The organism is Sphingomonas sp. LR60, from assembly GCF_036855935.1.
In the GTDB taxonomy this organism is placed as follows: Bacteria; Pseudomonadota; Alphaproteobacteria; order Sphingomonadales; family Sphingomonadaceae; genus Sphingomonas.
On sequence record NZ_JASPFK010000001.1, the window covers coordinates 3286763 to 3309056 of the forward strand.

At 68.3% G+C, this 22294-nt stretch carries 19 protein-coding genes and 2 pseudogenes; 13 read left to right on the forward strand and 8 right to left on the reverse strand.

Annotated elements, in window-relative coordinates; translation table 11 throughout:
• Positions 1-30 precede the first annotated feature (30 nt).
• The 4 genes and pseudogenes from QP166_RS15660 to QP166_RS15675 all read right to left on the reverse strand — a co-directional run bounded on the left by QP166_RS15660 (position 31) and on the right by QP166_RS15675 (position 4802).
• Positions 31-855 (reverse strand): hypothetical protein, encoded by an 825-nt coding sequence (locus QP166_RS15660; protein WP_333916744.1) that lies wholly within the window; start codon positions 853-855, stop codon positions 31-33.
• Positions 856-937: 82 nt separating this feature from the next.
• Positions 938-2271 (reverse strand): annotated as a pseudogene (locus tag QP166_RS15665) (dihydrolipoamide acetyltransferase family protein).
• A 5-nt stretch (positions 2272-2276) separates the two neighbouring features.
• Positions 2277-3280, reverse strand: a pseudogene (locus QP166_RS15670) (alpha-ketoacid dehydrogenase subunit beta).
• 223 nt (positions 3281-3503) lie between these two features.
• Positions 3504-4802 carry a 3-methyl-2-oxobutanoate dehydrogenase (2-methylpropanoyl-transferring) subunit alpha gene (locus QP166_RS15675; RefSeq protein WP_333916745.1) on the reverse strand — a complete coding sequence of 433 codons (1299 nt, stop codon included), beginning with the start codon at positions 4800-4802 and terminating at the stop codon, positions 3504-3506.
• A gap of 278 nt (positions 4803-5080) precedes the next feature.
• On the opposite strand from QP166_RS15675, the gene QP166_RS15680 reads away from it, so the two are divergent.
• The 6 genes from QP166_RS15680 (at position 5081) to QP166_RS15705 (ending at position 12949) form a co-directional block, all read left to right on the forward strand.
• Complete coding sequence (locus QP166_RS15680; RefSeq protein ID WP_333916746.1) at positions 5081-5758, forward strand: ImuA family protein; 678 nt, start codon at positions 5081-5083, stop codon at positions 5756-5758.
• A 196-nt stretch (positions 5759-5954) separates the two neighbouring features.
• Positions 5955-6704, forward strand: a complete 750-nt coding sequence (locus QP166_RS15685) for an ImuA family protein (RefSeq protein WP_333916747.1) — start codon at positions 5955-5957, stop codon at positions 6702-6704.
• The gene (locus QP166_RS15690; RefSeq protein WP_333916748.1) at positions 6619-8208 is read left to right on the forward strand and encodes a Y-family DNA polymerase; all 1590 of its coding nucleotides are present in this window, start codon (positions 6619-6621) and stop codon (positions 8206-8208) included. Before QP166_RS15685 ends, QP166_RS15690 begins: the two co-directional genes overlap by 86 nt.
• Positions 8196-8990 carry a DUF6504 family protein gene (locus QP166_RS15695; RefSeq protein ID WP_333917364.1) on the forward strand — a complete coding sequence of 265 codons (795 nt, stop codon included), beginning with the start codon at positions 8196-8198 and terminating at the stop codon, positions 8988-8990. Before QP166_RS15690 ends, QP166_RS15695 begins: the two co-directional genes overlap by 13 nt.
• 139 nt (positions 8991-9129) lie before the next feature.
• Complete coding sequence (locus QP166_RS15700; RefSeq protein WP_333916750.1) at positions 9130-12435, forward strand: error-prone DNA polymerase; 3306 nt, start codon at positions 9130-9132, stop codon at positions 12433-12435.
• 64 nt (positions 12436-12499) lie between these two features.
• Entirely contained in the window at positions 12500-12949 is a 450-nt protein-coding gene (locus QP166_RS15705; protein ID WP_333916751.1) for a BLUF domain-containing protein, read from the forward strand.
• A gap of 4 nt (positions 12950-12953) precedes the next feature.
• Here QP166_RS15705 and QP166_RS15710 read toward each other — a convergent pair whose 3' ends face one another.
• Positions 12954-13955, reverse strand: coding sequence for a fumarylacetoacetate hydrolase family protein (locus QP166_RS15710; protein WP_333916752.1), 1002 nt, complete (start codon positions 13953-13955; stop codon positions 12954-12956).
• 51 nt (positions 13956-14006) lie between these two features.
• A complete protein-coding gene (locus tag QP166_RS15715; RefSeq protein ID WP_333916753.1) occupies positions 14007-14573 on the reverse strand; it encodes a S24 family peptidase in 567 nt (188 codons plus the stop codon).
• A 134-nt stretch (positions 14574-14707) separates the two neighbouring features.
• Here QP166_RS15715 and QP166_RS15720 point away from each other — a divergent pair, with 134 nt between their 5' ends.
• On the forward strand, positions 14708-14884 hold the full coding sequence (locus QP166_RS15720) for a hypothetical protein (RefSeq protein ID WP_333916754.1): 177 nt from the start codon (positions 14708-14710) through the stop codon (positions 14882-14884).
• A 294-nt stretch (positions 14885-15178) separates the two neighbouring features.
• Here QP166_RS15720 and QP166_RS15725 read toward each other — a convergent pair whose 3' ends face one another.
• Both QP166_RS15725 and QP166_RS15730 read right to left on the reverse strand, forming a co-directional pair.
• On the reverse strand, positions 15179-15478 hold the full coding sequence (locus QP166_RS15725) for a hypothetical protein (RefSeq protein ID WP_333916755.1): 300 nt from the start codon (positions 15476-15478) through the stop codon (positions 15179-15181).
• A 108-nt stretch (positions 15479-15586) separates the two neighbouring features.
• On the reverse strand, positions 15587-16138 hold the full coding sequence (locus tag QP166_RS15730) for a type 1 glutamine amidotransferase domain-containing protein (protein ID WP_333916756.1): 552 nt from the start codon (positions 16136-16138) through the stop codon (positions 15587-15589).
• Positions 16139-16213: 75 nt separating this feature from the next.
• Between QP166_RS15730 and QP166_RS15735 the strand changes: the two genes are divergently transcribed.
• The 6 genes from QP166_RS15735 to QP166_RS15760 all read left to right on the forward strand — a co-directional run bounded on the left by QP166_RS15735 (position 16214) and on the right by QP166_RS15760 (position 22189).
• On the forward strand, positions 16214-17278 hold the full coding sequence (locus tag QP166_RS15735; RefSeq protein WP_443027220.1) for a DNA topoisomerase IB: 1065 nt from the start codon (positions 16214-16216) through the stop codon (positions 17276-17278).
• A gap of 1 nt (position 17279) precedes the next feature.
• The gene (locus QP166_RS15740; protein WP_333916758.1) at positions 17280-18446 is read left to right on the forward strand and encodes a mechanosensitive ion channel family protein; all 1167 of its coding nucleotides are present in this window, start codon (positions 17280-17282) and stop codon (positions 18444-18446) included.
• Positions 18447-18660: 214 nt separating this feature from the next.
• Positions 18661-19932, forward strand: coding sequence for a dicarboxylate/amino acid:cation symporter (locus QP166_RS15745; protein ID WP_333916759.1), 1272 nt, complete (start codon positions 18661-18663; stop codon positions 19930-19932).
• Between the two features lie 52 nt (positions 19933-19984).
• Positions 19985-20368: a glycine zipper 2TM domain-containing protein gene (locus QP166_RS15750; protein WP_333916760.1), complete on the forward strand. Its 384-nt coding sequence runs from the start codon at positions 19985-19987 to the stop codon at positions 20366-20368.
• Positions 20307-20987 (forward strand): MaoC family dehydratase, encoded by a 681-nt coding sequence (locus QP166_RS15755; protein WP_443027221.1) that lies wholly within the window; start codon positions 20307-20309, stop codon positions 20985-20987. Before QP166_RS15750 ends, QP166_RS15755 begins: the two co-directional genes overlap by 62 nt.
• 23 nt (positions 20988-21010) lie before the next feature.
• Entirely contained in the window at positions 21011-22189 is a 1179-nt protein-coding gene (locus QP166_RS15760; RefSeq protein ID WP_333916761.1) for an acetyl-CoA C-acyltransferase, read from the forward strand.
• The last annotated feature ends 105 nt before the right edge of the window (positions 22190-22294 follow it).

A 22294-nucleotide genomic window follows, 5' to 3' on the forward strand; every position in this document is an offset into this window, starting at 1 on the left:
GTCCTCGACCTAGGTGGCCGTCATTGCGGGTCATCCCCCCACCCGCACCCACAAGGCGGTCGCATCGTCGCTTGCCTTGAACCGCGGATAGCGCCGGCAAGCGGCATCGCTCCGCTCGATCGCGCGCAACTCCTGCGCCAGGGCCGCAAGCCCGTGCGAACGCATCACCGCCACCAGCCCGGCCGCATCATAGGCCGCATAGGAGTCGATCAGCGCCGCCATGCCGTCGCTCATCAGCAGCAGGTCGTCACCCCGCGCCACCGCCACGCGCGTCATCTCCATCGCACGCGCGCTCTCCGCCGCATCGATACTCATCGCCCGCTGACCCGGCCGCGCGCGCGCCGCGCGACGGTCGGCCAACACGGCGGGTGTGCGCAGCTTCGTCGCGCCGACTCCCGGCCCGAGTGAAGCCGCCTGCGCGCTCTCGCGCGTCCGATCCGGCGCGGGCGTGCACCACGCCACCGTGTCTCCCGAGGCGTGCAGCACCGCACAATCCGCCGCCCAGGCGACCTCGAGCATGTCGTCGACCAGCTGCACCGCCGCAAAGGCAGCACGCGGCCATTCCCATGGCCCCTCCGGCGCGCGCTGCCGCTGCGCCGCATATCGCGTCTCGACCGTCGCGAAGACGTGCGCGCATGTCTCGTGCAACGCACCGTCCGAAGCCGTCGCAAACGCCGCATCGGCGGTCGCCGCCAGCCACGCCGCGCCACCCTGCGCGCCCAGCAATCCCGGCGGCGACAAATCGGTCGCGCCATCGATCACCCAGGCCCGATCGACGGTGCTACCCGCACGATCGTCATTGGGCGTGGCAACGTCGCCGCACAGGCTGAGCGACTGGATCAGGTCGAAATGCATGTCCGGCGACGTAGAGGATTTGCCGTGACGGTTCGATGACCATGCGACCCGAAAAGGCGGATGGCCATCGGTCACACCCTCGTCAGTCGGCAAACAGCAGCACCGGAGTCTCCAGATACGTCTTCAATGCCTGCACATAGCTCGCCGCGTCCCAGCCATCGACGACGCGGTGGTCGCAGCTGATCGACAGGTTCATCAGCTTGGCGCGCACGATGTCGTCGCCCCGGAACACCGGACGCTCGACGATCTTGTTCGGACCGATGATCGCCACCTCCGGCCGGTTGATGACCGGGGTGGTCGCGATCCCGCCGAGCGGCCCCAGCGACGTCACGGTGATCGTCCCGCCGCCCAGCTCCTGCGGCGTCAGCTTGTTGGCACGCGCTGCGCCCGCCAGCCGCGCGATCTCGGTCGCGAGCTGCCAGACGTTGCGGTCCTGCGCATCGCGGATCACCGGCACGGTCAGCCCGGCATCGGTCTGCGCCGCCATGCCGACATGGACGCGACCCGAGCGTGTGACCACGCCGGCTTCGTCGTCATAGCGCGCGTTGAGCATCGGGAAATCGGGCAAGGTCCGGCACATCGCGACGATCAGCAGCGGCAGCAGCGTCAGCTTGGGACGCGCGCCGCGATGCGCGTTGAGGTCGGCGCGCATGTCCTCCAGCGCGGTGACGTCGATCTCGTCGACATAGGTGAAGTGCGGAATGTTGCGCTTCGACGCCGCCATATTCTCGGCGATGCGACGGCGCATTCCGATGACGCGCACCTGCTCGTCGTCGCGGACGCGGCTGGCGTGCGGGGCGTGATAGCCCTGGCCGCTGTTGTAGCGGAGGTACGCGTCGAGATCGGCGTGCCGGATGCGCTCGCCCTCGGGCACGCGGATCGCGGAGAGATCGACGCCCAAGTCCTTGGCGCGCGCGCGAACGGCAGGGGAGGCGAGGACGGGAGCGGTGTGAGAGGAGCTAGGCGAAACAGGCTCCCTCTCCCCTCCGGGGAGAGGGCTGGGGTGAGGGGCTGGTGTCTCACCGAGAGCGTCCTCTCTGCGAGGCTCCGTCCCCTCACCCAAACCCTCTCTCCGAGGGGGAGAGGGCTTATCGGTGGCTTCCTCTACGCCGGGGTTTTCGGCTTCCAGCGTCGCGGGTTCGGTGGCGGGAGCAGCGACCTCGCCCTCCCCTCACCCTCGGTCTCGATCACCACCAACGGGGCGCCGATCGACACCTGATCCCCGACCGCGCCTGCGATCTCGACCACGACCCCCGACACCGGCGATTCCATCTCGACGGTCGCCTTGTCGGTCATCATGTCGGCGAGGCTCTGGTCCTCCTCGACGCGGTCGCCGACCGCCACGTGCCACGCGACGATCTCCGCCTCGGAAATGCCCTCGCCGATATCCGGCAGCTTGAAGGTGAAACGCGCCATCTGCCTTAGTCCTTCAGGATTTTCTTGAGCGCCTGCCCGATCCGCACCGGTCCGGGGAAATAGGCCCATTCGAGACTGTGCGGGTACGGCGTGTCGAAGCCGGTGACCCGCTCCACGGGCGCCTCGAGGTGATAGAAGCACCGCTCCTGCACCAGCGCCGCAAGTTCCGCGCCGAACCCGCTGGTCCGCGTCGCTTCATGGACGATCATGCACCGCCCGGTCTTCTTCACGCTCGCCTCGATCGTCTCGATGTCGAGCGGCACGAGCGTGCGCAGATCGACGATCTCGGCGTCGATGCCGGTGTCGGCCACCACCTGCGCGCAGACGTGCACCATCGTGCCGTATGCGAGCATCGTCACCGCCTCGCCCTCGCGCACGACGTTCGCCTTGCCGAGCGGGATCTTGTAATACCCCGTCGGCACCGCGCCGCCGGGATGCTTGGACCAATTCTCCGCCGGGCGGTCCCAATGGCCGTTGAACGGGCCGTTGTAGATGCGCTTCGGCTCGAAGAAGATCACCGGATCATTGTCTTCGATCGCCGCGATCAACAGTCCCTTGGCGTCGTACGGCGTCGAAGGGATGACGGTCTTCACGCCCGAGACGTGCGTGAAGATCCCCTCGGGCGATTGCGAGTGCGTCTGCCCGCCGAAGATCCCGCCGCCGAACGGCGAACGCACCGTCAGCGGCGCGGTGAACTCGCCCCCGAACGATAGCGCAGCCGCGCCGCCTCGCTGACCAGCTGATCGAGCGCCGGGTAGATATAATCGGCGAACTGGATTTCCGGCACCGGCCGCAGCCCGTACGCGCCCATCCCGACCGCCACGCCGATGATCCCGCATTCGGTGATCGGCGTGTCGAAGACGCGGGTCTTGCCGTACTTCTTCTGCAAACCGGCGGTCGCACGGAAGACGCCCCCGAAATAGCCGACATCCTCGCCCATGACGACGATCGACGGATCGCGCGCCATCGTCATGTCCATCGCGGAATTGATCGCCTGGATCATGTTCATGCGGGTGGTGGTATCTTCCACCGGCTCTTGCTGGATCGTATCGCTCACCACACAAACTCCGTCATTCCCGCGCAGGCGGGAATCGAGACCCGCTGCCGTGTCGATTCCTGCGAAAACCTGCGCGTCTGGATCCCCGCCTTTGGCCTTCGGCCAAAGTTTATCCTGAGCGCCTGCCTTGCAGGCAGCCGAAGGGCGGGGATGACGGCACAAAGGGAGGCGATCATCACTTCCGGTCCCACGGCCGGCCGCTTGCGGTTTCCTCGTCGATCATCATCTGCCGCTGCTCGCGCAAATGCCACGGCATCTCCTCGAACACGCCGTCGAACAGCGAGTCGAGCGGCTGGCGCAAGCCATGCCCGAGCACGCCGTTCTTCTCGGCCTCCTTCTGCGCCGCCTTCACCTCCTCGGCGACCTCGCGGTCCATCTCGGCCTGCCGCGCCTCGTCCCACTCGCCGATCGCGACCAGATGATCCTTCAAGCGCCGGATCGGATCGCCGAGCGGCCACGCCGTCGGCTCGCCGGCCGAGCGATATTGCGTCGGGTCGTCGGAGGTCGAATGACCCTCGGTGCGATAGGTGAAATGCTCGATCAGCGTCGGCCCGGCATTGGTGCGCGCTCGCTCGGCGGCCCAGGCGGTCGCGGCATAGACCGCCAGCGCGTCATTGCCGTCGACCCGCAACCCCGCGATCCCATAACCGACCGCGCGCGCCGCGAAGGTCGTCGCCTCCGCCCCCGCAAACCCCGAGAAGCTGCTGATCGCCCACTGATTGTTGACAACGTTGAAGATCACCGGCGCACGATAGACGGTCGCGAAGGTCAGCGCGGAATGGAAGTCTCCCTCCGCGGTCGAGCCCTCCCCGCACCATGTCGCCGCGATCCGCGTATCGCCCTTCGATGCCGACGCCATCGCCCAGCCGACCGCCTGCGGATATTGCGTCGTCAGATTGCCCGAGATCGAGAAGAAGCCGAAGCGCTTCTCCGAATACATGATCGGCAGCTGCTTGCCCTGCAGCTTGTCGCCGGTGTTCGAGTAGATCTGGTTCATCATGTCGACCATCGGGCACCCCCGCGCGATCAACAGCCCCTGCTGGCGATAGGAGGGGAAGCACATGTCCTCCGCATCCAGCGCGTGCGCCGCGGCGACCGCCACCGCCTCCTCGCCGAGCGACTTCATGTAGAAGCTGGTCTTGCCCTGCCGCTGCGCGCGAAACATGCGTTCGTCGAAGGCGCGGACGGTCGCCATGTGGCGCAGCATCCGCTGCAGCGTGTCGGGCGACAAGCGCGGGTTCCACGCGCCGACCGCCTGATCGTTCTCGTCGAGGACGCGCACCATCGTGTAGGCGAGTTCGGTGAAATCGCGGGCGGCTTCGGCGGTATCGGGGCGCCGCGCCGCGCCGGCGGCCGGGATCGGAACGTCGGCGAAGTCGACCGCATCGCCGGGTCGGAATTTGGGTTCGGGGACGTGCAGCGACAGGGGCGGCAGGTTGCCACGCGGGTGCACGATACCGGGTTCTTCGCCCACGTTTCACTCTCCGTCATGCGCTGCTTGGCACGCAGCACGATTTCAGCCGCTTGTAATATTGTTTCAACGCCAGTCAAAGCCCTTTTCGCCGATCCGCAACGCCATACGGCTAGTCCCGGATCGTGACAGACCATTGACTCGCACCATCGTTCTGGAACAAATTGCGAACGACAATCCGCTGCGGAGTCGTCCTTGTCGTGCCCGAGTCGAGCGTCCTTTGTTCCCTGCGTGAGACGCTGCGCGCCATACCGGGCGACGGGCACAGCCGGCGGCGAGTCATGCCGTTCGGCGTGCCGGACATCGACTCGCAGTTGACGGATGGCGGACTGCGGCTCGACGCGCTGCATGAAGTCGCGGCGGCGACGCCGTCGCTACGCGACGAGGCGGCCGCTACCTTGTTCGTCGCAGGCGTCGCGGCCCGGGCATGGGGGCCGATCCTGTGGGTCGTGCGACGCCGCGACCTGTTCGCCCCCACGCTCGCACAGTCCGGATTGATGGCGAAGCGCGTGATCCATGCCGAGGCCGATGATGACGCCGGAGTGCTCGCGCTGGTGGAGGAAGGTCTGCGCCATCCGGCACTCGGCGCGGTGATCGGCGAAGTCCGCCGCGCCTCTCCCGCCGCGACGAAGCGCGTACAGCTGTCGGCGTCGCGCGGGCGGACGGTCGCGCTCCTGCTCAAACGCCCGGCGTGCGGGAGCGGCGATCCGTTCGCGGTGTCGTCACCCGCGGCCACGCGCTGGCGGATCGGCACCGTCTCGATGGTCGGCACCGCCCGCCCCCGCTGGGAGGTGACGCTCGCCCGTCAGACCGATGGCGCGCCGTTCGCCGCGACCGCGATCGCCTGCGACGACACCGGACGCCTGGCGCCAGTCGTCACGCGCCGCGAGCACCGGCGCGCGGTAAGCGAGATTTTGCGTGTGACGCCCTCGGCAGAGGAACAGGCGGAGGCAGCGTAGTCACCTCCTCCGTCATCCCGGACTTGATCCGGGATCCCGCCGCTTCCCACTCCGCCAGAAAGAAGCGGGGCGTCGGATCAAGTCCGAAGTGACGATCCGCAGGGCAGCCGCGCACCCACATTCCTAGTCTCCGCAAAGCCTTGACGCCGGAACACCAATAGGAACAAATAGCGAACACATTGATTGCGAGTCGCCTGTGTCCGGTCCCGTTCCCACCCTTGCCGCGCTCCGCGAGAGCTTGCAGGCCATCACCGGCGAGGCGCGCGACCGGCCCGTGCTGCCGTTCGGCATCGACGCACTGGACGACCGCCTCGCCGATCGCGGGCTGCGGAGCGACGCGCTCCACGAAGTGTCTTCACGCGGCACAGGCTGGGGCGACGATGCCGCCGCGGTGCTGTTCGTCGCCGGGATCGCCGCGCGCACGCACGGCGAGGTGTTGTGGGTCGTCCGATCGCGCGACCTGTTCGCGCCGGGGCTGTTCCAGGCCGGGCTCGCACCGTCGCGCGTCGTCTATGCCGAGGCGCGCGACGACGGCGAATTGCTCGCCTTGGTCGAGGAAGGGCTGCGCCACCGCGGGCTCGGCGCGGTGGTGGGGGAGGCGAAGCGCGTCCAGATGGCGCAGGCACGCCGTCTGCAACTCGCCGCCGAGGGAGGTGGCACCCCCGCGCTGCTGCTGCGCCGCCCGGCCCGCGACGGCGCCGATCCGATCACGGCTCCGTCCGCCGCCGTCACGCGCTGGCGCGTCGCGCACGCGCCCTCGTCCGAGGTGCCGTGGGGCGGGCTGGGCCGCGCCTGCTGGCACGTCGAATGCGTGCGCCAGCGCGGCGGCGATCCGTTCGAACTCTTGGTGGAGGGCTCCGATGAAACGGGTCGCCTCGCTCTACCTGCCCAGCTGGTCGATCGACCGGCTGCGGCGGATCGAGCGCCGCGCCGCGCGGTCGGCTGAGGCCGACGGCCGCGCCGCCTTCGACGCGCTGGGTGGCGACGCCGCCGCCGAACGTGCGCAGCACTGCTCGGTGCCGCGGGGCGGCGGCTGGCGTCCCGGCGCGCGGTGGGCGCGCACCGATCCCGGCAGCGGGCTCGCCGACACGCGCGATCAGGTCGAAGGCGCGGTAGCCAGCCTGCCCGTGCACCGTTGCCCCGCGCAACGCGAACTCAGCCGCACCAGCGAGGCCGCCGCCACCCCGTTCCGCGAGCTGTCGCGCCGCACCGAGGCTGCCGAGCCGCTGTTCCGCCCCGGCACGCGCGGTTGGCAGGGCCAGGACCTGCAAGCTTCGGTCGAGGCGCTCCCCGCGCATCGCCGCCCGTCGCTGCAGGAATTGTCGCGCAAGACCGAGCTGGTCGACAACCCGTTCCGCCCGATGCCCCCCGACGAATCGGGTGCGCTCCGTCGTTTGGCCAAGATGCCGCCGGTGCTCGGCCCCGGCGAGGATGTCGTCGTCCGCCGCGCGATGAAGGCCCCACGCCGCAGCGCGCGCGACGGGCATGGCGGTGAGGCCGGGCATGTCCCCCCGCCCAATCTCGCTCAAAGCCTCAAGCAACTCGCCGCAATGCCCGCGGTGCACTTCCCCGGCGAGGGACCGCACCCGGACAATCACGGCAAGAGCGCGCCGACCGCCCCCGGCTATGGCCACGGCCGCTTCTTCCAGACCGGGCGCACGCTGGCGACGATGGTCGCGCGCGTCTGCGACGACGCCGACGAGGACGCGCCCACCCCTGCGCCCGTCGACGACCCGCCGCTGGTGACGGTGCGGCGCAGCGGCGCACGCGTCGAGGTCGCCGCCGCCAATGCCGCGGCACGCGCGCTCGGCATCGGTCCCGGCACCGCGCTCACCATGGCGCGCGCGCAGGTGCCGGGGCTCGACGTGCGCGAGGCCGATCCCGAACGCGACGCCGCCGATCTCACCGCGCTCGCCACGCTGCTCGCGCGCCGCTGGGCTCCCACGGTCGCGGTGTCGGACGCCGACGGGCTGTTCGTCGAACTGACCGGGGTCGCGCATCTGCATGGCGGCGAGGCGCTTTTCTGTCGTCGGCTGCTGCGGCTGCTCGCGCGCTACGGCATTACCGCGCGCATCGCGGTCGCCGACACGCCGGGCGCGGCCTGGGCGCTGGCGCGGTTCGGCGCGCTGAACGCCGCGCAGATCGTGGCGCCGGGGGACAAAGCGCCGCGCTGGCGCAACTTCCGGTCGCAGCGCTGCGGCTCGATCCGCCCGCGCTGGAACTGCTCGCGCGGCTGGGTATCGAGGCGATCGGCCAGCTCACCGCCCTCCCCCGCGCGCCGCTCGTCCGCCGCTTCGGCCGCGCGATCGCCGACCGCATCGATCAGGCGCTCGGCCATCTGCCCGAACCGTTCGAACCGATCGTTCCCCCGACGCGCGTCGCGGTCGAGCAGCGCTTCGTCGAGCCGATCGCCACCCCCGAGGCGATCGAGCATTGGCTGCGCGAATTGATGCAGCGGCTCGCGGTCGCACTGGCGAAATCGGGTCTGGGTGCGCGCGCGGTCGAGATGATCGCCGCGCGCGTCGACGGCGTGCCGCAGATCCTGCGGCTCGGTTTCGCGCGCCCGACCCGCGACGCGGCGCACATGCTGCGGCTGACGCTGCGCCGCATCGAGGAGATCGAGCCCGGCTATGGCATCGACGGCATCGCGCTGATCGTACGCCGCGCCGATCCGCTCGGCGCCGAGACATTGGCCCCTGCGCTCGCCGACGATGCCGCGCCCGATCTCGCCCCGCTGATCGACGCGCTCATCAATCGCATCGGCGCGGGCCGGCTGTGGCGCATCGCCCCGGTCGAGAGCGACGTCCCCGAACGCTCATGGACGCGCACCGCGCCGCTCGACCCACCGCCGCGCGAGACGCGTGCGCTGCGCGATGACGACGTTCGCCAGCTTGACGCCCGCAGCCCCGACCATCCGTGGCACCCGCGCTGGCCGCGCCCGGTGTTGCTGCTGCGCCGCCCGGAGCGGATCGACCATGTGCTCGCCGAACTTCCCGACCAGCCGCCGAAGCGCTTCACCTGGCGCGGCACCACGCACCGCATCGTCCGCGCCGAAGGACCGGAGCGCGTCGCGGGCGAATGGTGGCGGCGCGCGCCCGAGCGGATGGCGGTTCGCGATTATTACCGGGTCGAGGACGAGGCCGGCCAACGCTTCTGGCTGTTCCGCCGCGGCGACGGCATGCGCAGCGAAACCGGTGACCTGAGCTGGTTCCTGCACGGGCTCGGCAATTGAGGATGGCGGTCAGCCACGTCGTCATTGCGAGCGCAGCGAAGCAATCCAGAGCCGGACCAGGACGCCCTGGATTGCTTCGCTACGCGCGCAATGACGGCAGGGCTTACGGCTGCTGCCCCTGTACCCGCGGCCTGACCCCATGACCTATTCCGAACTGCAGGTCTCGACCCACTTTTGCTTCCTGCGCGGCGTGTCGTCGTGCGAGGAGCTGTTCACCACCGCCTCGCAAATGGGCCTCCCCGCGCTTGGCATCACCGATCGCAACTCGGTCGCCGGGATCGTCCGCGCGATGGTCGCCGCCGAACAGACCTCGGCACAGGGCAACCCCGTCCGCATGGTCGCCGGCTGCCGGCTCGATCTCGTCACCGGCGCGTCGCTGCTCGTTTGGCCGCAGGACCTCGCCGCATGGAGCCGCCTCACCCGGCTGCTGACGATCGGCAAGGCCCGCGCCTGTCCGCAGCATGGCGAGAAAGGCCGCTGCTTCCTGCATTGGGAGGATGTCGCCGCACATGCCGCCGGGCTGGTCGCCGCGCTCGTCCCCGGCGCGGACGGCGCGGATGAGGGCGAAATGCGCTGGATGGCCGACCTGTTCAGCGCCGGCTCAGGTGACCCACGCGGCCATGTCTGCCTGACGCAGCAACGCCGACCCGACGACGCGCGCCGGCTCTACGAGGCCGCCTTCGTCGCGCGGCGCTACGGGCTGGCACCGCTCGCGACCGGCGACGTGCTCTACCACCATCCCGACAAGCGCATGATCCAGGACGTCGTCACCGCGATCCGCGAGAAGACCACGATCGACGATCTCGGGCTGCGCCGCGAACGCTCCGCCGACCGCTGCCTCCACCCGCCTTATGAGATGGAACGCCGCTTCGCGCGCTTCCCCGACGCGCTCGCCGCGGTCGAAGCGGTGGTCGAGCGCTGCACCTTCTCGCCGCGCGACCTTCGCGACCAATATCTCTACCCGGAAGAGAAGGTGATGACCGGGCAAACCCCGCAGCAGGCGCTGGAGAAACTCGCCATTCGCGCGCTCGACCGTCGCTTCGACGGCGCGGTGCCGCAGGCGTATCTGGACCTGCTCGCCAAGGAACTCGGGCTGGTCGCCAAGCTCAACTACGCCGCCTATTTCCTGACCGTCCATTCGATCGTCGAATATGCGCGCAGCCAGGACATCCTGTGTCAGGGGCGCGGATCGGCGGCCAATTCGGTGATCTGCTTCGTGCTCGGCATCACCTCGATCGACCCGATCGTCCACCAATTGCTGTTCGAGCGCTTCCTGTCGGAGAACCGCGCCGAGCCACCCGATATCGACATCGATTTCGAGCATGAGCGGCGCGAGGAAGTGATCCAGTGGATCTACGACACCTATGGCCATGACCATGCCGCGCTGACCGCGGTGGTCAGCCGCTTCCGCGCGCGCGGTGCGGTGCGCGAGGTCGGCAAGGCGCTCGGCCTCCCCGAGGACATGACCGCCGCGCTCGCCGGGCAGGTGTGGGGCTGGTCGGAGGAGGGCGTCGCCGACCGCCATGTCGATGCGCTCAATCTCGATCGCGGCGACCCCCGGCTCGCGCTGACGCTGGAGCTGGCGCGCGAGCTGATCGGCACGCCGCGGCATCTGTCGCAGCATCCCGGCGGCTTCGTCCTCACCCGCGACCGGCTCGACGCGCTCGTCCCGATCGAGCCCGCCGCGATGGCGGATCGCCGCGTGATCGAATGGGAGAAGGAGGATGTCGAGGAAGCCGGGATGATGAAGGTCGACATCCTCGGTCTCGGGATGCTCGGCTGTATGCGCCGCGCCTTCGATCTGCTCGCGCGCCACAAGAACGTGCAGTTGACGCTCGATCATCCCGATCTGCAGACCGACGATAAGGCGACTTTCGCAATGATCCAGAAAGCCGATACGCTCGGCGTCTTCCAGATCGAGAGCCGCGCCCAGATGGCGATGCTACCGCGCATGCTGCCGGTCAATTTCTACGACATTGCGATCCAGGTCGCGATCGTCCGTCCCGGCCCGATCCAGGGCGACATGGTCCACCCCTATCTGAAGCGCCGCGAACAGAAGCGACGCCACCCCGCGATCGAGTTCGACTATCCGTCGCCGGAACTGAAGGCGGTGCTCGGCAAGACCTTCGGCGTGCCGCTGTTCCAGGAACAGGCGATGAAGGTCGCGATCGAGGGCGCGGGCTTCACCCCGGCACGCGCCGACGAATTGCGCAAGGCGATGGCGACCTTCAAATACACGCAGGGCGTCGGTCAGTTCAAAACCGAGCTGATCGAGGGAATGGCGAAAAAGGGCATTGGCCCCGACTTCGCCGAGCGGCTGGTCAAGCAGATCGAGGGGTTCGGCTCCTACGGCTTCCCCGAAAGCCACGCCGCGTCCTTCGCGAAGATCGCCTACGCTTCGAGCTGGATGAAATGCCATCACCCGGACGTCTTCTGCTGCGCATTGCTCAATGCGCAGCCGATGGGATTCTACGCCCCCGCGCAGATCGTCCGCGACGCGCGCGAGCATGGCGTGGAGATCCGCCCGGTCTGCGTCGTCGACAGCGATTGGGACACGCGGCTGGTCGAGGAAGGCGACCCCGCGCGCCTGCCGCTGCGGTTGGGCATGAAGATCGTCCATGGCGTGTCGATGATCCATGTCGCGCGGATCATCGCCGCGCGCGCCGAGGCGCCGTTCCGCTCGGTCGAGGATCTGTGGCGCCGCTCGGGCGTGCCGCTCGCGACGCTGGAGAAACTCGCCAAGGCCGACGGCTTCCATGCGCTCGGGCTCGATCGGCGGCAGGCGTTATGGGCGATCCGCGGGCTTGGCGAGACCCCGCTGCCGCTGCTGGAGGCCGCCGAGCGTCGCGAACCGCCGGTCAGCCTCGTGCCGCTGACCGCCGGCCGCGAGGTGGTCGAGGATTATCGCGCGACGCAGCTCACCCTGCGCGAGCATCCGTTGTTCTTCCTGCGCGACCGGCTTGCCGACCAGCGCGTGATCCCGTGCGCACAGCTCCGCCAGACACGCGACGGCCGCCGCGTCGAGGTCGCGGGGATCATCCTCGTCCGCCAGAAACCCGGCTCGGCGAAGGGCGTGCTGTTCATCACGATCGAGGACGAGACCGGTGTCGCCAATATCATCCTGTGGCCCGACCGGTTCGAGGCGCAGCGCACCGTCGTCATGTCCTCGGCGATGATCAGCGTCACCGGCGTCGTCCAGCGCGAGGGCGAGGTGATCCATGTCATCGCCGACCGCATCCACGATCGCACCGCGATGCTGCGCGAGGTCGGCGATATCGACCTGCCGCGCCTCACCAGCCGCGGCGACGGCGCGACCCACCCCGGCTCCCCCGATCGCGGCGACCCCGGCTGGAAGACGCGCGTCCGCAGCGATTATCATCCGCCGTTCCGCAACGGCTGCGATCCAGAGGATGTCATCCCGATCCGCAGCCACGATTTCCATTAGATACGTCAGTAACTTGTAATGAATCACGCTAACAATTTCGCGCCGGTTCGGCCATGGCCGGCGCATGGCTGACCCCGTCTACCAGCTGGTCTATATCAGCCGCGCTACCCGACCCCTCGACGACCCCAACCTCACGCGACTGGCGACGAGCGCGTCCCGTTTCAACGGCAGTCAAGCGATCACCGGGCTCCTGCTCCATGACGGCGGTCGCTTCATCCAGGCGCTCGAAGGATCGCAGCCGCAGGTCGAAGCGCTGATGACCCGCATCGCGCGCGACCCGCGCCATGACGCGATCGCCTTCGTCGAACGACGCGCGGTTGCCGAGCGGCAATTCGGCGGCTGGGCGATGGACGCGCGCCGCGTTCGCGATGCGAGCGGCGCGAAGCTGTTCCTCCACGATCTCAAGCAGATGCTGGACGCGGTCGACGACCATCGACAGGTCGCCGCCTTCATCGGCTTCGCCATGCTCGGCCGCCCCGAGCTGCGCGCCCAACGCGCGTCGCCCGAGGCGTAGCAGGTCAGCCGACCGTCTGTTCGATCGTCCCGAAGATCGGATGGTGGCGATCGTCCTCCATCCAGATCCGCACCGTGTCGCCCTTGGCCAGGAACGGTGTCTTCGCCGTCCCCTGCTTGATCGCCTCGACCGTGCGCAGCTCGGCGAGACACGAATATCCGACCCCGCCGTCCGCGATCGGCCGTCCCGGTCCGCCATCGGCATCGCGGTTGGAGACGGTGCCCGATCCGACGATCGTCCCTGCCCCCAACGCGCGCGTCTTGGCGGCGTGCGCGATCAACGTCCCGAAGTCGAAGGTCATGTCCTCGCCCGCCTCCGCGCGGCCGAACGGTGCGCCGTTCACCTCGACCAGCAGGCGGCGGTGCAGCTTGCCGTCCTGCCACCAATCGCCCAGCGCCTCCGGCGTCACGAACACCGGCGAGAAGGCCGAGGCCGGCTTGCTCTGCAGGAACCCGAAGCCCTTGGCGAGTTCGGCGGGGATCAGGTTGCGCAGCGACACGTCGTTGGTCAGCCCGACCAGCCGGATCGCATCAAGCGCCTGTTCGCGCGTCGCGCCCTGCGGCACGTCGCCGGTGACGACCACCACCTCGCCCTCCAGATCGCAGCCCCAATCCTCGTCGGCGAGCGGGATCGCGTCGCGCGCGCCAAGGAAGCCGTCCGACCCGCCCTGATACATCAGCGGATCGTGCCAGAAGCTGTCGGGTAGCTCCGCCCCGCGCGCCTGCCGCACCAGCGCGACATGGTTCACGTACGCCGAGCCATCGATCCATTGATAGGCGCGCGGCAGGGGAGCGGCGGCGTCATGTTCGTGGAAGCGCTCGCGCGGAATCGCCTCGTTGCGCAGGTCGACCGCCAGCAGCTCCAGCGCGGGCGCGACCTGCGCCCAATCGTCCAGCGCGGCCTGCAGCGTCGCGCAGACATGCCCGGCATCGGCATACCAGGCCAGATCGTCCGAGACGACGACCAGGCGACCGTCGCGACCCTGCTTCAGACTGGCGAGTTTCATGCGCTACCTCTCCTTGTTTCGACCGAGTGTAACGAGCCCGCGCGCGCCCCGCTACAGCCGCCGCAGCAGCAACGTCGCGCGTCCGATCACCTCGATCTCCGCCAGCGGCACCTGCTCGACCGGCCATAACGGATTGTCGCTGCGGATCTCGACCATGTCACCGTGCGGCACCAACCGCTTGACCAGCACCGTGTCGCCCCGCCGCACGACATAGATGCCGCCGCGCGCCGCCAGCCGCCGCGCGCTGGCATCGACCAGCAAGCGATCGCCATCCCTCAACGTCGGCGCCATCGATTCGCCCGTGACCGCGATCACCGACGCCGCCTCCGGCGCCACCCCCGCGCCACGCAACGCCGCACGCGGGAGTCGCTCGGTCCGCAGCACCCGCTCGTCGGGCACCTGCCCCACACCCGCCGCCGCCTTCACCGCCAGCCACGGCACTGCCACCACGTCGTCGGGCGGCGTCGGCGCGCCGAGCAGCGCCTCGTCGATCGCCAGGAAATCGGCCAGCATCCGCCGCTCTCGTTCGGGCAGCACACGCGGCGAGCCGCGGCTCACGAACTGCCCCAGATACGCCTGATTGCGCCCCACCATCCGCGACAACGCCGACAACGCCACCCGCGCGCGCGCGCTGCCGCCGCAAGTGCCTGTTGTGGAGTGTCGTTCATGGCATCACCCTACGCTGAGGATTTTTCCTCGACAAGGAGAACAAAGTAGAACATATGGCGAACGAAGAGTCGGAGGGCTGATCCATGTGTCTGTTGAGCGACATCGACACCTATTTGCGGCGGACGGGCGTCGCCGAAACGACGTTCGGGCGGCGCGCAGTGAACGATCCGCGGCTGGTGCGTGACCTGCGCCGCGGCCGCATCCCGGGCCCGGCGCTTTGCGCGCGTGTAGCGGCGATCATCGCGGCGCGCGCGTCGTGATCGGTCCGCGGTTCGAGCGCGCGGTGGCGCGCGACGCGGCGCGGGCCGGCGTGCTGCTCGCGACAGAACATCATTGCGCGGTCGCGTGGCACAGCGCCACGTTCTCGGGCGCACGCCACGAACTGGTCGTCAGTGCTGCGGCGGACGAAGCGCTCGATGGCTGGCTGGCACGGCTCGCGACCTTCGATCCAGCCATCCCCGGCCAGATCGTCGCCGACCTGCACGTCGCGGCGCGCGAGCCCTTCGGCGATCGCGTAATGCTGCGGCTCGAAGGCGTGACGGTCGCGTGCGACCTCAGCGGGCAGGAATGCGGTACAACGTCCGTTCGAGGAGCAGTGGGTCGACGAACGCCGCCGCCGACACCGGCTTGCACCGGCGCAGCGCACCTGGGTCGAACGCGCTGAGCGGCAGGTTCAGGTCACGCGGCAGCGCGCGTTCGGGCGGCGGCGCCATCCACGCACACGGTGCCTGACCACCGGCGGCCGTGACGCGCTCGACGCGTCGCCGGCCAAGCCGCGATACCGCGGCAAGCATCGTATCGAGCACGCCATGGCTGCGCGCGGCGGGCGAGTGGAGCAGGGTGTCGTCGAACATGCCGCTTGATACCGCAGCAATGGTAAGCCGATGGTAAACGCCGCGGTAGCCATCTTTGGATACCGATTGCGGCACGCCGACGACACCACGCCGGCGTGCCGCACGGGATCAGTCCGCCAGTTCCTCGGTCAGCGCGTCGATGATCGCCTTGTTGAAGGCGGGGATATCGTCGGGCTTGCGGCTGGTGATCAGATTGTCGTCGATCACCACCTCTTCGTCTTCCACTTCCGCCCCGGCGTTCGCCAGGTCAGTGCGGATCGAGACGAACCCGGTGACGCGCCGCCCGTCGATCACGTCGGCCTCGGCGAGCAGCCACGGCGCGTGACAGATCGCGGCGACGATCTTGTCCTCGTCCATGAACTGCTGGACGATCTCGACCGCCAGGTCCTCGACGCGCAGCTTGTCGGGGTTCGCGACTCCGCCGGGCAGCACCAAAGCGTCGTAATCGTCGACCTCGACCTCTTCCAGCGTCAGATCGGGCGTGGCGGTTTCCGCCTTGTTGATGTCGCCCTTCATTCCCTGGATCGGATCGCGCTTGATCGAGGCGAGCGTCACCGTTGCGCCCGCCGCTTCCAGCGCCTTGCGCGGTTCGAACAATTCCACGGTCTCGAACCCGTCGGCGGCGATCATCAGCACGCGGGCTTGCGACAAATCGGCCATGTCATTCTCCTGATGGAAAGAAAGTGTCCCGGCGCCCCAACCCCCGCGCTGCGCGCACGTTCCGGGAACGATGCGATGGGTTTGCGCATTTCAAAAGCCGGGTCACAGCACCGCGGAAGGGCACCGGTGGCAGGAAATATCGTGTTCTTTGAGGATGATACGGCTGGCATTACGCGCAAGCGCACGCGCCACGATGCCTGGGCCTATTACGATGTAAGCGGCAAGCGGATCACCGATCGCGACGAAATCGATCGATTGAACGCGATCGGCCTTCCCCCGGCCTATACCGAGGCATGGTTCTGCCCCGATCCCGACGGCCATATTCAGGCGTTCGGATGGGACGAGAAGGGCCGCAAGCAATATCGCTACCACCTCGGCTTCCGCGCGCAGCAGGAAGCAGCCAAATACGACCTCTGCGCGCCGTTCGGCCGCGCGCTGACCAAGCTGCGCACCCGCGTCGAGGTCGATTTGGAGCGCCGCCGCCACACCAAGGAGCGCACCGTCGCCGCCGTGGTCAAGCTGCTCGACGTCGCCGCGCTGCGCATCGGCAACGAGACCTATGCGAAGACGAACAAGAGTTTCGGGCTGACCACGCTCCGCGACCGCCACGCGCAGATCAGCGGCAGCACGCTGAAGCTCGAGTACAAGGCGAAATCGGGCAAGATCCGCAAACTCAAGATCACCGACGGCAGCCTCGCGCGCTTCGTGAAGAAGTGTCAGGATTTGCCCGGCCAGAAGCTGTTTCAATATGTCGGCGACGATGGCGAGCCCCATGCGGTCACCTCCTCGGACGTCAACGCCTATCTCCGCGCGTCGATGGGGGAGAACTTCACCGCTAAGCATTTCCGGACCTGGGGCGCGAGCGTGGTCGCGTTCGAGGCGCTGATCGAGGCGGATGCCCCGATCGGTCTCAAGGCAATGCTCGAACCGGTCGTCGCGCATCTCGGCAACACCCCCGCCATCGCGCGAAAATCCTACGTCCACCCGGCGTTGATCGAACTCGGCAAGGACAAGGCCGCGCAGGCGGCGTTTCGCCAGACGCTGCGGCTGCCGCGATCGACGCACTATCTCACGCGTACCGAGCGCGGGCTGATCGCCTTTCTCGAAGCCTGCGGTGCGTGCGAGCTGAAAGCCGCCTGACATGAGCAATACCAGTGCCGCCGCCGCCCAGAAGGCGGCGTTCGATGCCGATCGCGTCGGTGCGCAGGCCGGCGCGCTGTTCCATTCCAGCCTGATCTGGCTGCAACAGCATTGGCTGCAAATCCTGATCGCGGTCGGGATCGGCGTCGCGATCGCGCTGTTGCTGTTCTGGGTCCGCGCGTTCGGGCCACGGCTCGCGCATCGCAGCGCCTCGGGCAAGGGCTGGGCCGCCGTGCTCGGCCGCGCGATCGAGCGAACCAACGCCTTCTTCATCGTCATGCTCTCGGCGAAGCTGGTCGACGGCTATGCCGCCACCCCCGCCGATGTCGACAAGACGATCACCTTCCTGTTCACCGTCGCCGCGGTGTTCCAGGCGGCGATCTGGGCACGCGAGCTGATCCTCGGTGCGATCGAGCACCGGACCCGCGACGAACATTATTCGGGCGAGGCGCTGATGAGCGCGATGGGGCTAATCCGCCTGCTCGTCAGCTTCGCGGTGTTCGCGATCGCCTTGGTCGTCGTGCTCAGCAACCTGGGCGTCAACGTCACCGGCCTCGTCGCGGGTCTCGGCGTCGGCGGCATCGCGATCGGTCTCGCGGCACAGGGCATCTTCGCCGATCTGTTCGCGGCGCTGGCGATCATCTTCGACCGCCCGTTCCGCCGCGGCGACAAGATCAGCTATGGCACCACCAGCGGCGTGATCGAGGCGATCGGGCTCAAGTCGACGCGCATCCGCGCCTTCACCGGCGAGCTGCGGATCATCTCCAACCGCAACCTGCTCGACAAGGAAATCCAGAACACGTCGCAGCGCGATCACGTTCGCGTGTCCTACACGATCGGCGTCGCATATGAGACGTCGCCCGAGACGCTGGAACGCATTCCGGCGATCCTGACCGAGCTGGTCGAAGCGGAAGGCGCCAAGGTCGCGCGCGCCGGCTTCGAGACGTTCGGCGCGTCGAGCCTCGACTTCGTGCTCCAGGTCGACACGCCCGGCGACGATTGGGCGACTGCCCACTCCACCCGCAACCGCCTGCTCGTCGCGATCATCCGCCGCTTCGCGCAAGAGGGGATCAGCATCCCCTATCCGACCCAGACCACCTACACCGCCGCCCCGGACGGAACCTTGGTGATGCCCTACGCCGCACCTGAACACCTCCCGAAAGACTGACCGTCGCTCGCTCCCCCACCCCCGTCATTCCCGCGAAGGCGGGAATCCAGAACCTCGGACGTGGCGGCCCTTGCCAAGACCCGCGTGTCTGAATCCTCGACTGCGCGGGCATGACGGCGCAGGTCGACCACGGCCCACCCGCCAAAAGCCCCGCTCCCCACCCGCAAACGCAAAGTTGCTGGCACAAACCCCTGCCCGCTCTCACCTCGGCAACATGCAGAAACCTTCCTTCACCGTGCAGGTCTTCGCCGGCATGGCGATCGGCATCGCGCTCGGCTTCGTGGCGCGCACCGCTCCCGACGGCGCACTCGCCGAAACGCTCCGCCTGACCGGCGACAGCTTCGTCAAATTGCTGAAGGCGCTGGTCGTCCCGCTGGTCTTCACCGCGCTGGTCGCCTCGGTGGCCGCGTTGCGAGACCTCGGCAACGCCGCACGGCTGGTCAGCCAGACGCTCTTGTGGTTCGCGATCACCGCACTGATCGCGGTCGCGATAGGGCTGACGCTCGGCACGATCCTCCAGCCCGGCGTCCGCGCCGGGGTCGATGCCGCGAGCGCGGTCGCACCGGGCACCGCGGGCTCGTGGCTCGATTTCCTGCGCGGGCTGATCCCCGGCAATTTCCTCGGGCTGGAGGCGTCGACCAAGCTGAAGGACGGCGCAGCCACCACCGGCATCTCGTTCAACGTCCTGCAATTGATCGTCGTCGCGATCGCGGTCGGCGCCGCGGCGGTGAAGGTCGGCACGGCGGGCGAGGCGTTCCTGTCGGTCAACGCCTCGCTGCTGACGATCTTCCGCCAGTTGCTCCGCTGGGTGGTCCGACTCACGCCGATCGGCACCGCCGGGCTGATCGGCACCGCGATCGTCCGCTACGGCTGGTCGTCGCTCGCCGCGCTCGGCAGCTTCGCGGGGGCGGTCTATCTCGGACTCGCGCTGGTGTTGTTCGGGGTCTATCCCGCGCTGCTCGCCGCCAACCGCCTGTCCCCGCGCCGTTTCTTCGCGACCGCTTGGCCGGCGATCCAGCTCGGCTTCGTCTCGCGCTCGTCGATCGCGACCTTGCCGGTCACCGAGGATGTCGCCGAAAAGGCCGGCGTCCCGCGCGATTATGCCGCCTTCGCGGTGCCGTTCGCCGCCACGACCAAGATGGACGGCTGCGCCGCGATCTATCCGGCGGTGTCGGCGCTGTTCGTCGCGCAATATTACGGCATCGCCCTCCATGCGCCCGACTATGTCTTGATCGCGCTCGTCTCCGTCATCGGCTCGGCCGCGACTGCGGGGCTGACCGGCGCGCTGGTGATGCTGACGCTCACGCTCACCACGCTCGGCCTGCCGCTCGAGGGTGCCGGACTGTTGCTCGCGATTGATCCCATCCTCGACATGGGTCGCACCGCGGTGAATGTGGCGGGGCAAATCGTGGTCCCGCTGATCGTTGCACAGCGTGAAAAGCTGCTCGTTCCCGATACCGGACAGTCCGTAACGCAACCGGCATGAACCCTTCCGTGCCTGCGACGTTCGTGCAGTCACTGGTAGGAGTATGATCGACATGAAGAAGGCTCTGCTGACGGCGCTGGCGATCGCCACCGTCTCCACCCCGATGGTCGCCGCCCCAGCGGATGCCCAGCGTCGCGATCGCGACCGGGATTATCAATGGCATGGCGACCGCAACGACTGGGACGCCTCGCGCGATTATCGCCGCGGCAACTATCGCGAGCGTCGCCTGTCGCGCGAGGATCAGGTGTACCGCGGACGTGACGGCCGTTCCTACTGCCGTCGTAACGACGGCACGACCGGTCTGGTCGTCGGCGGCGCGGGTGGCGCCTTGCTCGGCAACCTCGTCGGCGGCGGCCTGCTCGGCACGCTGGCCGGTGGCGGCGCGGGTGCGCTGCTCGGTCGTCAGATCGATCGCGGCAAGGTGCGCTGCCGCTGACGCGATCGCCCGCGCCGGAGCGTATCACCGGCGCGGGCTTTTGCTTTTAGAAGATCGGGTCCGCCTTTTTAACCCGCCCTTAAGTCCATTTCAAATTTTCGGTCCGCGCCAGCTTGCGAGCGAAGCACTGAAGCGCCTAAACAACCGCAGCGGTTGGGAGAGGCAGACGGTGACGCTCGACGAAGTGGAGGCTGCGGTCGGACGAACCAGCGTCTCGGCATGGATTACCGTCACTCAGACGATGATCGACGCCTTCGCCGAGGCCACGGGCGACCGCCAGTTTATCCACATCGACCCGGTCCGCGCCGCCGCGACGCCATTCGGCACGACGATCGCGCACGGCTTTCTCACTTTATCGCTGCTGCCTCGCCTGATGGCCGAGACGCCTGACCTCCCGGTCGTGAGCGATGCAAGGATGCACGTCAATTACGGCGGCAATCGCGTCCGCTTCCTTGCGCCCGTTCCCTCCGGCGCGCGCATCCGCGCCCACTCGACGCTATTGTCGTTCGAGCAGAAGCGCCCTTGTCAGTATCAATCGACCGCCGAGGTCACGATCGAGATCGACGGGCAGGAAAAGCCCGCGATGCTCGCCGAATGGATCACCCAAATCTTCGTCTAGGCTGTCCCGAAAGGCATCGTTCCATGCGCTCCGCCGTCATCGTCTCCACCGCCCGCACCCCGATCGGCCGCGCCTATCGCGGCGCGTTCAACGACCTGCCCTCCCCGACGCTCGCGAGCCACGCCATCAAGGCCGCGGTCGAACGCGCCGGCATCGACGGCGCGGAGGTCGACGACGTCGTGATCGGCGCGGCGCTGCAACAGGGGCATCAATCGCCGAACATCGCGCGCACCAGCCTGTTGCGCGCCGGGCTGCCGACCAGCGTGCCGGGCATGTCACTCGATCGGCAATGCGCCTCCGGACTGATGGCGATCGCAACCGCTGCCAAGCAGATCGTCAGCGACGGGATGCAGATCGCGATCGGCGGCGGTGTCGAGAGCATCAGCATGGTGCAGACCCCCGCGATGCGCGTCGCCCCCGATCCGGAGCTGCTGGCGATGCACAAGGACATCTACATGCCGATGCTCCAGACCGCCGAGATCGTCGCCAAGCGCTACGGCATCACGCGAGAGGCGCAGGACGAATATGGATATCGCTCGCAGATGCGCACCGCCGAGGCGCAGGCCGCCGGGCGCTTCGATGCCGAGATCGTCCCCGTCACCGCGACCAAGGCGAACGTGAACAAGGACACCAAGGAAGTCTCTCACGAACAGGTCACGCTCACCAAGGACGAGGGCAATCGCGCCGACACCACGCTGGAAGGATTGCGCGGGCTGAAGCCGGTACTGGGGCCGGACCTCAACATCACCGCCGGCAATGCCTCGCAGCTGTCGGACGGCGCCTCCGCCAGCGTGTTGATGGAGGAGCGGCTCGCCGAACAGCGCGGGCTGACCCCGCTTGGCCGCTATGTGGGCATGGCCGTGGCAGGCACCGCACCCGACGAAATGGGGATCGGCCCGGTGTTCGCCGTCCCCAAGCTGCTCGAACGCAACGGCCTGTCGATGGACGATATCGGCCTTTGGGAGCTGAACGAGGCGTTCGCGGTGCAGGTGCTCTATTGCCGCGACACCCTCGGCATCCCCGACGAGCTGCTCAACGTCAACGGCGGCGCCATTTCGATCGGCCATCCCTATGGCATGTCGGGTGCGCGCATGGTCGGCCACGCGCTGATCGAGGGAAAGCGCCGCGGTGCCAAGCATGTCGTCGTCACGATGTGCGTCGGCGGCGGCATGGGCGCGGCGGGCCTGTTCGAGGTGCTGTGACGTTGAACGGGCGATTGCTATCCGCTATGTAGGTCGTCGGTGACGTCATAGCACCGCCTCATGTGGGCCCCGGCTGCTGCTACAGTCGGGGCTCAAATGCGTTTG